The organism is Agromyces soli, from assembly GCF_022811605.1.
GTDB classification, from domain to species: Bacteria; Actinomycetota; Actinomycetes; order Actinomycetales; family Microbacteriaceae; genus Agromyces; species Agromyces soli.
In genome coordinates, this window is sequence record NZ_CP094533.1 from 1,122,066 (window position 1) to 1,135,734 (window position 13,669).

10 protein-coding genes are annotated in these 13,669 nt (G+C 72.6%); 6 read left to right on the forward strand and 4 right to left on the reverse strand.

The annotated features are described in order from the left end of the window. The first annotated feature begins 232 nt into the window (after positions 1-232). From MTP13_RS05370 to MTP13_RS05380, 3 genes are all read left to right on the forward strand, one after another. The gene (locus MTP13_RS05370; RefSeq protein ID WP_243570060.1) at positions 233-5,071 is read left to right on the forward strand and encodes a DUF7507 domain-containing protein; all 4,839 of its coding nucleotides are present in this window, start codon (positions 233-235) and stop codon (positions 5,069-5,071) included. Between the two features lie 179 nt (positions 5,072-5,250). After that, positions 5,251-6,228 carry an alpha/beta hydrolase gene (locus tag MTP13_RS05375; protein ID WP_243570061.1) on the forward strand — a complete coding sequence of 326 codons (978 nt, stop codon included), beginning with the start codon at positions 5,251-5,253 and terminating at the stop codon, positions 6,226-6,228. 103 nt (positions 6,229-6,331) lie between these two features. Then, complete coding sequence (locus MTP13_RS05380; protein ID WP_243570062.1) at positions 6,332-7,351, forward strand: helix-turn-helix domain-containing protein; 1,020 nt, start codon at positions 6,332-6,334, stop codon at positions 7,349-7,351. Here the strand turns inward: MTP13_RS05380 and MTP13_RS05385 are convergent. Further along, positions 7,320-8,240: an alpha/beta hydrolase gene (locus tag MTP13_RS05385; RefSeq protein WP_243570063.1), complete on the reverse strand. Its 921-nt coding sequence runs from the start codon at positions 8,238-8,240 to the stop codon at positions 7,320-7,322. The genes MTP13_RS05380 and MTP13_RS05385 overlap by 32 nt on opposite strands. Before the next feature lie 92 nt (positions 8,241-8,332). Between MTP13_RS05385 and MTP13_RS05390 the strand changes: the two genes are divergently transcribed. Next, positions 8,333-9,013 (forward strand): TetR/AcrR family transcriptional regulator, encoded by a 681-nt coding sequence (locus MTP13_RS05390; protein WP_243570064.1) that lies wholly within the window; start codon positions 8,333-8,335, stop codon positions 9,011-9,013. A 76-nt stretch (positions 9,014-9,089) separates the two neighbouring features. Here MTP13_RS05390 and MTP13_RS05395 read toward each other — a convergent pair whose 3' ends face one another. Next, positions 9,090-9,779, reverse strand: coding sequence for a MarR family winged helix-turn-helix transcriptional regulator (locus MTP13_RS05395; RefSeq protein ID WP_243570065.1), 690 nt, complete (start codon positions 9,777-9,779; stop codon positions 9,090-9,092). Between the two features lie 155 nt (positions 9,780-9,934). On the opposite strand from MTP13_RS05395, the gene MTP13_RS05400 reads away from it, so the two are divergent. Next, positions 9,935-10,525: a MarR family winged helix-turn-helix transcriptional regulator gene (locus tag MTP13_RS05400; protein WP_243570066.1), complete on the forward strand. Its 591-nt coding sequence runs from the start codon at positions 9,935-9,937 to the stop codon at positions 10,523-10,525. A gap of 48 nt (positions 10,526-10,573) precedes the next feature. Here the strand turns inward: MTP13_RS05400 and MTP13_RS05405 are convergent, their stop codons facing one another. Both MTP13_RS05405 and MTP13_RS05410 read right to left on the reverse strand, forming a co-directional pair. Then, positions 10,574-11,935 carry an MFS transporter gene (locus tag MTP13_RS05405; RefSeq protein WP_424221965.1) on the reverse strand — a complete coding sequence of 454 codons (1,362 nt, stop codon included), beginning with the start codon at positions 11,933-11,935 and terminating at the stop codon, positions 10,574-10,576. A 211-nt stretch (positions 11,936-12,146) separates the two neighbouring features. Next, positions 12,147-13,019 (reverse strand): serine protein kinase RIO, encoded by an 873-nt coding sequence (locus MTP13_RS05410; RefSeq protein WP_243570068.1) that lies wholly within the window; start codon positions 13,017-13,019, stop codon positions 12,147-12,149. 343 nt (positions 13,020-13,362) lie between these two features. On the opposite strand from MTP13_RS05410, the gene MTP13_RS05415 reads away from it, so the two are divergent. Next, positions 13,363-13,635 (forward strand): DUF4190 domain-containing protein, encoded by a 273-nt coding sequence (locus tag MTP13_RS05415; RefSeq protein WP_243570069.1) that lies wholly within the window; start codon positions 13,363-13,365, stop codon positions 13,633-13,635. Positions 13,636-13,669: the final 34 nt, after the last annotated feature.

Genomic DNA, 13,669 nt, shown 5'->3' on the forward strand with positions numbered 1-13,669 from the left:
GAGCGGCGTCCAGTCGTGCAGTGCTGCATGACATCCTGGGGCGCCTCGGGCCTTGAGGGGAAGGTGCGGGATGGGTCGGGCAACGTCCGCAGATTCAAGCAGGTTTCGGCGCGCGACCGATGCTATCCATGGGATCCCGAACCTCGAGTGGGCAGCATCACGTGGAGCACGCAGCAGGGCACGCTCCGAGCGGCGGCGGCCCCGTCGGCTCCTCGCCGGCCTGCTCGCCTCAGTGGTCCTCGCGACCGGGAGCCTCGCAGCGGTCACCGCGGGTCCCGTCGCGCCGGCGGCGGCCGCCTCGCCATTGCAGTGCGGGCCGAGCTACGGCCTGCAGATCGGCACGCCGCAGACGATCTGGCAGATCGACCAGGCCACCGGCGCCCAGACCACGATGGCCAGGTTCAATTTTCCGCAGGCCAACCTCAACATCAATGCCATGGGAATCTCCGCCGACGGCCGCACGGTGTACGGCACTGGCGCATACCTCTCGAACCCGCCCGACAACCGCCGCTGGGTCTTCGCCTACGACATGGTCGCCGAAGGGTGGACCAACCTCGGCGCGGCACCGAACGGCAGCGCGATGACGCATGGTGCGATCAATCTCGCGACCGGCGTCTACTACTGGGGCGGCATGACCGGGAGCACGCTGAACATCTTCGGCTTCAACCCCGCGACGAACCAGTTCTTGGGGCGAGTCGCCACGGGCGCCGTGCCCCAGGCCGGCAACAACGGGGACTTCGCCTTCGACGCGCAGGGCAACCTCTTCTACAGCGCGGGCGCGAACGGCACGAACGTGCTCGGGGTCATCGAGACGACGCTGCCGACCGCGCCGGTGTCGAGCCCGGTCACCATCACCGGCACCGAGCTCAACCGGATCACGACTCCCGCCGACCAGGCGATCAACGGTCTCGCCTTCGTCAGCGACGGCTCGCTGATCCTCAGCAGCAACACGACGGTGTTCACTGTGAACCCGACCACGGGCGCCGTGCTGCGGAACGCCCCGCTGCGTCAGTCGGGCACGGGTGACCTGGCGTCGTGCGCCTCGCCGAACACGATCGAGGTGCAGAAAGACCTCCCCGACGGTCGCAAGGCCGCGGACGACCAGGTGACGATGACGATCACCGGCGGCGGCGTCAGCCGAGGGAACAGCGCCACCACGGCGGGCGGGGCCGGAGGTGTGCAGCCGCAGAAGGCGGGCCCGGTGCTCGCGCTGGCCGGCGTGCGCTACACCGTCACCGAGACGGGCTCCGGCTCGGATGCGAACCGGTACGACTCGAGTTGGCGGTGCGTCGATCAGAACACCGAGGTGGTGGTCGCCGAGGGGGCGGGACGCACCGGCAGCTTCGAGATGCCGGACAACGGCGGGAGCGGCGCCGCGATCATGTGCACGTTCACGAACACGCCGTATCGACCGGCGCTGACCCTCGACAAATCGGTCACCCCGGACGGCGCGCTGGTCGCGGGCGAGACGCTCGCCTACTCGTTCGTGGTCACGAACAGCGGCAACGCCGTGATGCAGGACGTCGCCATCGACGAGACCAGCTTCACCGGCACCGGTGAGCTGTCGGCGATTCGCTGCCCGGCCGGCCGGCTCGCACCGGGCGGCGCGGTCACCTGCACGGCGAGCTACACCGTGCAACAGGCCGATGTCGATCGCGGCTCGATCAGCAATACGGCGCAGGCGACCGGGTCCTCGACCGGCGGCGAGCCCGTGCGGTCGAGTCCAGACACCGCGGTCGTGCCGCAGCGGGCGGAGCCATCGCTCCTGCTCACGAAGACGGCCAGCCGGGGGCAGGTCGACACGGTGCGTCAGCCGATCGGGTACGAGTTCGTCGTCTCCAACAACGGCAACGTCACCATCGACGACATCCGCATCGAGGAAGGCGACTTCAACGGTGCCGGTGGCGCCCCCGAGATCACGTGCCCGGTCACCACCCTGGCGCCGCAGGCGTCGATGACCTGCACCGCCGTCTACCGGGCGACGGTCGCCGACTTCGACCGGGGCGCCGACCTGGTGAACACTGCGACGGCGACGGGGACGACCCCGACCGGGGAACGCGTCGAGTCGAACGAGTCGTCGGCGACGGTCGAGGTCGTACCGGCACCCGCCCTCGAGATCGAGAAGCTCTCCGACGCGGCGGAGGACGCCGAGGCGGGCGACACCATCACCTACACCTTCTGGGTGACGAACACCGGCAACGTCACGATCGACGGGATCGCGGTCCGCGAGACCGAGTTCAGCGGCACCGGCGAACTGTCGGAGATCGCCTGCCCCGACGGCGCGCTGCAGCCGGGTGAGCAGGCGCGCTGCACGGCGACGTACACCCTGACGCAGGCCGACGTCGATCGAGGCGAACTCACCAATGTCGCGGTCGCCACCGGCACCGATCCCGGCGGCAACGAGGTCGAATCCCCCGAGGGGTCCGTGGAGGACCCGCTCCCCCCGTCGCCCGCGCTGTCCCTCACCAAGTCGGCGCGCCCCGAGCGCGCCACGCGGCCCGGCGAGCGGGTCGTCTACTCGTTCCTCGTGACCAACACCGGCAATGTCACGCTGCACGGTGTCAGCATCCGGGAGGACAGCTTCTCGGGTGCCGGGCCCATCGCATCCGTCGTCTGCCCGCCGGCGGCCGACTCGTTGCGTCCCGACGCGAGCGTGACCTGCTACGTCAGCTACGTGGTCACCCAGGCCGACCTCGACCGTGGCGAGGCCATCCGCAACACCGCGACGGCGACCGGGCTCGACCCGAAGAACGAGGGCGTCGAGTCGGAGCCCTCGCCGGCCGAGGTCACGGTCGACCGGGCGCCCGGCATCGAAGTGAAGAAGTCGGCTGACGGCGCCCCGCGCGAGCTGGTCGTGGGACAGAAGATCACCTACCGATTCGTCGTCACGAACACCGGCAACGTCACGCTCGCGGACGTCGGTCTCACCGAGCAGAGCTTCGACGGATCGGGGGAGCTGTCGGCCCTCGACTGCCCCGCCGACCGCACCCTCGCGCCGCGGGGGCAGCTCACCTGCACCGCGAGCTACACCGTCACGCAGGGGGACGTCGACCGCGGTAGCCTGACCAATTCGGTCACGGCGACCGGCACTCCGCCGGCGGGCTCCGCTCCCGAGGAGACCATCACCTCGCCGCCGTCCGAGGTGTCGATCCCGGAGGATCCCGACCCCTCGATGCGGCTCGAGAAGACGCCGCGCCCGGTCGCCTCCGCCCGGGCCGGCGAGGTGATCGAGTACGAGTTCCGGCTCACCAACACGGGGAACGTCACCCTGCGCGACCTCGAGATCACGGAGGGCGAGTTCAACGGAACGGGCGATCCGGTGGAGATCGCCTGCCCCGGCTCGAGCACCCCCGCAAGCTACGCGGGCCCGCTGCACCCCGGAGCGTCGGTGACGTGCATCGCTCGCTACACGCTCACGCAGGCCGACCTCGACAGCGGCGACGACCTCGTGAACACCGCGACGGCGACCGCGACACCGCCGAGGGGAGCGCCGATCGAGACGCCCCCGGCCACCGCGATCGTCGAACTGGAGCCCGACGCCGGGATCTCGATCGTGAAGTCGGTCGAGCCGGGCGACGGCCTGGTCGCGGGCGAGCCCCTGCACTACAGCTTCGTCGTCACCAACACCGGGAATGTCACGCTCACCCGGGTGTACGTGAGCGAGACGCAGTTCACGGGCTCGGGTCGGCTCTCGGCGATCACCTGCCCTGAACGCACCCTCGCGCCGGGCGAGCAGACGCGCTGCACCGCCGGCTACGAGGTGCAGCAGGAGGACGTCGACCGCGGCCGGATCTACAACGCGGCGACCGTGATGGGCCAGGATCCGCTGGGCACCTGGGTGACCACCACCGAGGACGATGCGTCGGTCCCAGAGGCGCCGAGGCCCGAACTCGTGCTGCGCAAGCTCGCTGATCCGGGGGTGGCGGGGGACGTCGGCCAGACCATCGCCTACTCCTTCGTCGCGACGAACACCGGCAACGTCACCCTCACCGATCTCGCCATCGCGGAGGGTGAGTTCAGCGGTTCGGGCGAGTTGTCCGAGATCGCCTGCCCCGAGGGCGCCTCCGCACTGCGGCCCGGCGAGACGGTGACGTGCACGGCGGGCTACCGCCTCACACAGGCGGATGTCGATTCGGGCGCGCTCACGAACACGGCGACCGCGACCGGCACCCCTCCCGGTGGGGGCGACCCGGTGACATCGAACGAGCCCGAGGTCCGGGTCCCGGTCGTGCAGCGACCGGCGGTCGAGATCGAGAAGTCCGCCGACGTCACGGTGATCCGCACGGTCGGCGAGCGGGTCACGTACTCGTTCGCGGTCACGAACACCGGCAACGTCACCCTCGCCGACGTGCGTGTCGCCGAGGTCGAGTTCACCGGTTCCGGCGAGCTCTCCGAGGTGAGCTGCCCGGCCGGCGCGACCTCGCTCGCACCCGGCGAGGTGGTGACCTGCACGGCGAGCTACCGGGTCACGCAGACCGACCTCGAGCAGGGGGTGCGGAACACCGCGACCGCGGTCGGCACTCCGCCGGGCGGTGAAGCGGGCTCGGTGGAATCCGAGCCGTCCACGGTCGCGGTTCCGTCGGAACGGGTCCAGGGGCTGTCGATCGTGAAGTCGGCGGACACGGAACGGGTGAGCCGTGCCGGGGAGATCATCGTGTACTCGTTCACGGTCACGAACACGGGGAATGTCCCGCTCGCCGACGTGCAGGTGGACGACGTCGAATTCTCCGGCGCGGGTGCCCTCTCCGCAATCACGTGCCCGCCATCGACCTCGGCGTTGCAGCCGGGTCAGCAGCTCAGCTGCACCGCGAGCTACATGGTGCGCACGGCGGACCTGACCGGCGGCGCGATCACGAACGTGGCGACCGTGACGGCGACCCCGCCCGGTGCGGCCGGGCCGGTCACGGCCGCGTCGTCGCCGGCGGTCGTCGAGACGGAGCCCGCAGCTGGGCCGCCGCTCGCGGTCACCGGTATCGTGATCGGCGGCAGCATCGCGCTCGCCGTCGTGCTCCTGCTCGGCGGGGTCCTGATCGTGCTGGTCGTCGCTCGTCGGCGGTCCCGGCGCAGCTGACCGTCGGGGCTCCGCGTCTCGGACGCCGGGCTCCAGGCTTCGGAGGCGCCGCGATGACCCGCCGTTCGGCGGGGTCATCGCGCTGGATCCGCCGCGCTCGGCGGGTGCCCGTGGCGCGTGCGAGCGGGCAGCATGACGGCACGCGCCACGATGGAGTGGCCCAGGACGATGGAGTACCGATGACCGACATCCTTGCCCGACCGCCGTTCGACCCCGAGCTCGAAGCCGCGCTCGCCGTGCTCGGCGACCAGCTGCCCTCGACCATCACCCCCGAGTTCATCCCCCTCATGCGGCAGGGGCAGGCCGGCCCGGTCGTGTTCGACCAGCTCGCGCCGCTCCTCGCCGAGCACGACCTCGAGACCCGCGACGTGACGATCCCCGGCCACGACGGCGACGAGATCGCCGTGTCGATCGTGTCCCGTCGTGGTCGCACCGGCGTAGGTCCGGGCATCTTCCACACCCACGGCGGCGGCATGATCGTCGGCGACCGCTGGGTCGGCGTCGCGAGCTTCGTCGAGTGGATCGCCCGCTACGACGCCGTGCTCGTGACCGTCGAGTACCGGCTCGCCCCCGAGTTCCCCGACCCGTATCCCGTCGAGGACTGCTACGCCGGCCTGGTCTGGACCGCCGCGCACGCGGCCGAACTCGGCATCGACCCCGATCGCATCCTCATCGCCGGTGCCAGCGCGGGCGGCGGGCTCGCGGCCGGCACCGCGCTCCTCGCGCGCGACCGCAGCGGCCCGGCCCTCCTCGGACAGCTGCTCATCTGCCCGATGCTCGACGACCGCGACGTCACGGTCTCGACGAAGCAGATCGACGGCGTCGGCGTGTGGGACCGCGGCTCGAACGTCACCGGCTGGTCGGCGCTGCTGGGCGAGCGGCGCGGCACGGCGGAGGTCTCGATCTACGCCTCGCCCGCGCGCGCGACCGACCTCTCCGGGCTGCCCCCGGCGTACATCGATTGCGGCAGCGCCGAGGTGTTCCGTGACGAGGACGTGGCGTACGCGACGAAGCTGTGGGAGGCGGGCGTCCAGGCCGAGCTGCACGTGTGGGCCGGCGGCTTCCACGGCTTCGACCTGCTCGCCCCGCAGGCCGCCGTGTCGCAGGCCTCCACGGCTGCGCGCGACAACTGGGTCTCGCGCCTGCTCGGCGACTGACCCCCGGCTTCCGTCGCCGCGGCCGGCACCGCCTGCCTTCCGCCGCGGCGGCGGAGCACCACCCGCACCGGGATATCGTGGTCGCCAGAGCTTGGAGCGCACCATGCAGGAACTCGTCGGGCGGCTGACCGCCCTGGACCCCGAGGCGAGCCAGACCCTCAAGGTCGTCACGTATTTCGACGCGCTCGTCGCCGCGGGCGTCGGCGCCGAAGCGCTGCTGCGCGGCGCCGCGGCGTTGAGCGGGGCGCCGGTCGGCTTCCTCGGTTCCGCGCGAGGGCTGCGGGTGGGGCAGGATGGCCGCCGACTGCCGAGTCCTGTCGCCCCGCCCGTCGGCGGACGCGTTCGCACCGTCGGCGACGGTGCCGTGTGCTGGCTGGAACGCAGCGGGGACCCCCACGCGAACGACGCCATGGTGCTGGAACGGCTCGCGATCGCCCTCGGCATCTCGGAAGCCCGCCGAGCGGCCGGCGGCTCGGGCCTCGCCGGTGCGGTCGAGATCGCGGTGAATCCGCACGCGACCGCCGAGGAGCGCGGATCCGCGATCGCCCGGCTCCAGCTCGACGCCGAGCCGCGGGTGCGCGCGGTCGCCGCGCCGCACGACGCGGAGCCGCCGAGGGATGCCCCGAGCGCGGTCGTCGCGACGCGCCACGGTCTCGTGCGCGCCGTGCTGCGGCGCGCGGAGGAGCCCGGTTCGGTTCGCGCGGAGACGGCGCAGCTCGGACTTGGCCTCGCGCTGCCGCCCGAACGGCTCCCGGAGTCGTGGGCCTCGGCGCTCGTCGCGCTCCGGCTCACCGACGACGCTCGGCCGCTCGTCGACGCCGCCGAGCTCGGCGGTCTGCTGCTGCTCGCCGAGGCGGCCGATGCGCGGAGCGAGCCGCACCCGGACGCCGTCACGCTCGCCGCGCTCGACCCCCGGGCGATCGCGCTGCTCGACGCGCTCGCCGAGACCGGCAGCGTGCGCGGGGCGGCGGCGCGCTGCGGCATCCACCACTCCACCGTGCAGGAACGGTTGCTCGTGCTCGGCCGCCGGCTCGGCTACGACCCGCGCTCGCCGCAGGGGCGGACGCGCTACGCGGTGGCCCGGGTGCTCGTCACGCTGTCGGTCGCGCCGAACCCGCACTGACGGGCGCGAGTGCATCGACGCCCGCGAGGCCCCGGAGCGCGAAGGCGGTCACGGCGTCGAGCGTCGTGTCGTGGCCGAGCACGCGCGAGTGGCCGGAGCCGGTGACGACGATCGCGCGAGCGCGGTCGTCGTGCGCGGCGCGCAGGCGCTCGCTCTCGCTCGCGGGGACCTCGCGGTCGGCGGCATCGTGCACGAGCAGCAGCGGCACGGGGGCTGGGATCGGGTGCGCCACCCGGTCGAAGCGGCGCCAGACCGCGGCGGGGTCGAGTCCCGGTGCGACACGGTGGATGAACGCCGTGGCGAGCTCGGCGGCCGCCCGATCGCCCAGCTGCAGCGCGCCGGCGAACACGTTCGTGGTCACCGCCGCGTCGCCGACGCTCGCGATCGCGACCACGCCGCCCGCGCTCGTGCCCTCGGCGACGGCGGTCATCGCGGCGAGGCCGCCGAGCGAGTGCCCGACGATCGCGCTGAAGCGCCCGTGCCGCTGCTGCAGCGCCTCGATCGCCGCGATCCAGTCGCGGATGTCGGCGCGGCGCCCGGGGGAGCCGCCGTGCGCGGGCGCGTCGAAGGCGACGACGCGGAAGCCCTCGGAGCGCAGTTCGCGCACGAGCGGGGCGAATTGGCTCGCCCGCCCGCGCCAGCCGTGCACGAGCAGCACGACCTGGGCGCCGGCGCCCCACTCGTAGCTCACGAGCTCGTGGCCCGCGGCGGTGAAGGTGCTGCGCCTGGCGCTGTCGTGGATGGCCCGCTCGCGCGACGCGACCGGACGGCGCGGGCGCGTCGAGGTGAAGAGGGGGAGCACGGCGTGCGCGGCGAGGCGCGGGCTGCGCGGGGCGGCGGCGCGCGCGACGGCGATGCGTGCGGCGACGGACGCGGGGAGCTTCGGCATGGCGGCCTCCGAGGTGGCGTTCAATGAATACGAACGATCGTACGGGTTACTTTACGCACGATCGTGCGTAAAATCGAGTGGAGGAGGCGAGCATGGGGCAGCAGACGGTGACCGACGGGCGTCGCGCACGCGGGGATGCCTCGCGCCGCGTCGTGCTCGCCCAGGCCGTGGACCTCGCCTCGATCGAGGGGCTCGACCAGCTCTCCATCGCCCGCATCGCGGACGCCGCCGGCGTCGGCAAGTCGAGCGTCGCCACCCTCTTCGGCAGCAAGGAGCGGCTCCAGCTCGCGACCGTCGAGACCGCGAGCGCACGCTTCGCGGCCACAGTCATCGCCCCCGCACGCGTGCACCCCCGCGGGGTGCGCCGACTCGTGGCCCTGCTCGACCGGGTCGTCGCCTACTCGCAGGACCGGGTGTTCCCGGGCGGCTGCTTCTTCTCCGCCGCGGCCGCCGACTTCCACGCCAAGCCGGGCCAGGTGCGCGACGCGGTCGCCGCGCAGCTCGACGACTGGCTCGGCTACCTCGCGCTCACCGCCCGCTTCGCCGCCGAGCGCGGGGAGCTGCCGGGCCTCGACCCCGCCGGCGACGAGCCCGAGCAGCTCGCCTTCGAGATCCAGGGCACCTTCGAGCTGATGAACCTCCTCGCCGTCATCCGCGACGACGAGCTGCCCTACCTGCGGGCCCGGCGCGCGTACCGGGCGCGGCTGCTCGCCCTCGGCGTGCCCGCCGAGCTCGCCGAGCGCGTGCTGGAGCCCGGCGCCGCCCTGCGCTGAGTGAACACGACGAAGCGCCGGCCCCATTCGGGACCGGCGCTCCGGGTGGATGTCCCGGCGGGGCCGAGGCGGCGGCTCAGTGGTGCAGGTGCACGTGGACCTCGAGCTGCTCGCGGCGGTGGCCGCGACCGTGGCCGCGACCGCCGTGGCGCTCGTCGTGCCCGTCGCGCGACTCGTGCCCGCAGTGCTCGTGCCCGAAGCCGTGGTCGCCGTGACGCTCGCCGCGGGGGCCGAGGTGGCCATGCTCGTGCGGGTTGTGCCCGTGGAAGCCGTGCTCGCGCGGGAACCGCCCGCGCTCGCCGTGGAAGCGGCGGCCGCCGCGGCGGCCCCGGGGCATCGGCTGCGACTCGTCCCAGCCGAGCTCGCGGGCGATCGCCTCGAGTGTGCGGAGCGTGGTCGCGAAGTCCTCGTCGGACACCGCGCCGGCGACCCGTTCGCGGAATCCGTCGACGCGGGACTGCAGGCGCTCGCGCGCCGCTCGTCCCTCCTCGGTGAGCTCGCCGCGTTCGAGCCAGCCGTGCTCGGCGAGCCGGCGGGCGAGCTTCGGCCGCTCGGAGAGGCGGGCGGCGAGCCGCTCGTCCTCTGCGGCGCCGGCGTACAGGTTCAGTGCGCGCCAGTCTCGGCGGCTGAGGCCCTCGTCGGCGAAGAGCTCCGCCATCTCCTCGGAGAGGCGGCGGTCGACGAGCTTGAGCCAGAACCCGAACGGGCGGGCGCCGACCTTGGGCTCGGTCGGCTCGGGGGTGGGGTGGTCTTCGTGGGTGGTCATGATATTCCTCTCTCGGTGGCCCGCCTCGGCGGGTCCCGGCGCGCGATGCGCGATGATTCGACATTGCATGCCTTATGACATGTATATGTACTATGACATGTATGTCTGATCGAGGTCAAGGAGCTCCCAGCGAACGCTCGGGTTCGGCCGATCCGGTGTCCCGCATCGAAACCGCGCTCGGGATGCTTCGCGGCGGCCCTCGCGGCTTCGGCCCGCACTCCGGCGGCCACCACGGCGCGGGCCTCCAGGCCGGTGAGGAGAGCGGCGCGCGTCACCAGGGCCGTGGGCCGCACGGCGGCGGGCATCACGGTCGTGGTCCCCACGGCGGCGGGCACCGCGGCGAGGCCCCGCACGGCGATTCGCCCTTCCGCGATCCGGAACGCGGCAGCTGGCGCGGCCCGGGCGGTCGGGGCGGCCAGGCGGCGCTCCGCGTGCTCCACCTCCTCGACGAACACGGCCCCGCCTCGGTCGGCGAGCTCGCCGAGCGCATCGGCGTCGATCAGCCCCGCGCGAGCCGGCTCGTCGCCGCCGCCGTCTCGGCCGGGCACATCCGGCGCGAACCCGACCCGCACGACGCTCGTCGGGCCATCCTCGTCATCACCGACAGCGGACGCGACGCGCTCAGGTCCCTGCTCGGCCGCCGCCGCGGCGCGGTCGAGCGCGCGCTCGAGGGCTTCAGCGAGGCCGAGCGCGCGCAGTTCGCCGAGCTGTTCGCGCGCTTCGCCGAGGGCTGGCGCCGCGGCTGACTCGGACGGCGGTCGCCGACGAGGCGGCCCGAGGCATCCCGCCGCCGCTCAGTCGCGCGGAGCGGGCGGTGCGGTCCGCGTCGACTTCACCGGGATGAGCAGCGCGAGCCCGACGGCGATCACGAGGACGATGCCGAGGATGCCGAAGTACGCCCGGTTGCCGCTGAGGGTGACGAAGATCGCGAAGGCGGTCGGGGCGAGGAAGCTCACCGCACGGCCCGTCGTCGCGTAGAGGCCGAACACCTCGCCCTCGCGACCGGCCGGGATGAGCCTCGCCAGGAAGGTGCGGCTCGCCGACTGGGCCGGGCCGACGAAGAGGCAGAGCGCGAGGCCCGCGGTCCAGAACACGAGCTGACCGCCGTCGTGCAGGAAGAACACGATGAGCCCGCTCACGACGAGCCCGATGAGGGCGACGACGATGACTGGCTTCGCGCCGAGCCGGTCGTCGAGCGCGCCGACCGCGATGGTCGAGATGCCCGCGACGACGTTCGCCGCGATGGCGAAGACGATGACCTCCCCCGCCGAGAAGCCGAACACCGACGCCGCGAGGACCCCGCCGAAGGTGAACACCCCCGCGAGTCCGTCGCGGAACACGGCGCTCGCGAGCAGGAACCACACCGTGTTGCGGTCCTCCTTCCAGAGCTTCGCGACGTCGCCGCCGAGGCGCTTGTACGAGGCGAAGAAGCCCACTCGCTCGCGCCGCACGGCAGGTCCGCGGTACTCGGGCACGGCGAAGAGCACGGGGAGGGCGAAGAGGCCGAACCACAGGGCCGAGACGAGCATCGACACCCGCACGGCGAGGCCGTCGTCGCCGGTCACGCCGAACCAGCCCACCTCGGGCTGGATGAAGCCGAAGTAGACGATGAGCAGCAGCACGATGCCGCCGACGTAGCCCATGCCCCAGCCGAAGCCCGAGACCTTGCCGATCGACCGCGGCGTCGAGACCTGCACGAGCATGGCGTTGTAGTTCACGCTCGCGAACTCGAAGAACACGTTGCCCGCCGCGACGAGGAAGAGCCCGAGCAGCAGGTACTCGGGCGCCGGCAGCACGAAGAACATCGCGAGCGTGCACGCGACGACGAGGAAGGTGTTCACCGCGAGCCAGAGCTTGCGCCGCCCGCTCGTGTCGGAGCGCTGCCCGGTGATCGGTGCGAGCAGCGCGATCAGCAGGCCCGCGCCGGCGAGCGCCCAGCCGAGCTGCGCCTCGACCGTGCCGTTCGGGCCGAAGGACTCGCTCGTGAGGTAGACCGTGAAGACGAAGGTCGTCACCACGGCGTTGAACGCCGCCGAGCCCCAGTCCCAGAGGCCCCAGGCCAGGATGCGGCCGCGCCTGGCCCCGGCCTCCGTGACCGCCTCCACCTGCTCCGTGCCGACGCCGATGGTCGCCGCGGCGCCCTCCGCGCTCGTCATCGGGGCGGGCGGGAAGTTGCGGGGGCGCCCGTCGGCGGGAGTGCCGCCGCTCGGCTCGCCGCCCTGCGGTGCGGTGGGGTCGGTCATGGCGGCAGTCTCCCGAGGTCCGGTGAACGGGTGGTGACGGCGCTCGTCCGGGGATCGGCGTCGATCGTCTGCACTGTATCGCGGGGCGTGCGATCCACGTGGTTCCGCGGATGCCTGTCGCCGGCTACCAGTGCAGCACCCCCACCAGCTCGCCGAACAGCTCGTCCGCGTCGCACTCGAGCCGGCGCCGGGTGAACCACTCGCAGAGGTTCACGCAGTCGCGGTGCAGCAGCTCGAGTCCCGCGGGGTTCGCGATGACGTCGACGACCTGGGGCAGGTCGATGACGACCACGCGGCCGTGGTGCACGAGCACGTTGTAGGGGGAGAGGTCGCCGTGCGCGAGTCCGGCCCCGGCGAGCACGTGCATGAATTCGACGAGCTGGTGGAACAGCTCCCGCAGCTCGGCCGGCTCCGCCCGCACCTGGGCGAGCCGCGGCGCCGCGACCCGGTCGTCGCCGATGAACTCCATCAGCACCTCGGTCTCCTGCACCTGCACGGGGTACGGCACGGCCGCCCCGAGCCGGGTCAACTCGCTGAGCGCCTGGAACTCGGTGCTCGCCCATTGCACCCGCGCCACCTCGCGGCCGAAGGTGGAGCGCTTGTCGATGGCGCGCTGGTCGCGGCTGCGGCGGGTCCCGCGGCCGTCGGTGTAGATGGACGAGCGGTGGAAGTCGCTGCGCTCGAAGCCGCGATACCGCTTCGCGGCGAGCACGACGTGCTCGCCGACGGTGCCGGGCCGGGCGCCGGGCACGGCGCGTTCGAGCAGGAACAGGTCGGCCTCCTTGCCGCTCTTCACGACGCCGAGCTCGGTGTCGATCGCGCCGGCGGAGGTCACGAGCCAGTCGGGTCGCGGCTCGGGGCCGCGTTCGGTGGGGATGGTGGCGGGCCAGGTCGACCAGCGCTGACCGTCGCCGGGTTCGGCGGCGGAGAAGAAGAGACCGGATGCCGCGTCGAGCGGCGCGCCGATGGAGTCGTCGAGAGACGAGAGGAAGTTCACGATGGTGGCTTTCGGATCGTGAGGCCACCGGTGCCGCGACGGGCTTAGGAGGCGGCGGCCTCGAGGAGGGTGTCTGCTGAACGCGCGACGAAGGCGTCGGTCATCATTCGCTCCTCTCTCTCGATCCTGCGGGCCGTCGATGCGGCCGGACTCGGCCGCTCAGGCGACCGAACACGCAGCTTACGCCCGCTCGCCCGCCATGTCCATGCCCCGTTCCGGACGGAACGGGGGTCATTTGTCTACTTAAGTCGGCGAAATCGTTGCCGCGCCGCCGTTTCCCCCGATACGCTCTCGGGTGCGCTCCGCGGGAGCGCGTGATCCCTACCCCAGAGAGGCACCCCTCATGAGCAACACTCCCGCTCAGCCGCCGGCCGACTACCCCGGCAAGACCCTCGGCATCGTCGGTCTCGTGCTCGCCATCATCACGCCGCTGATCGGTCTGATCATCAGCGCGGTGGCGCAGTCGCAGTCGAAGAAGGCGGGCTACCCGAACGGCCTCGCCAAGGCGGGCGTCATCGTCGGCGCGATCCTCACCGCGCTCGGCGTCATCTTCTTCATCATCTACATCGTCATCATCGTGGCGGCCGTCAACTCCGGCAGCGTCTCGAGCTACTGATCGACACCACGAAGGGGGCCCGCCGGCATGGCGG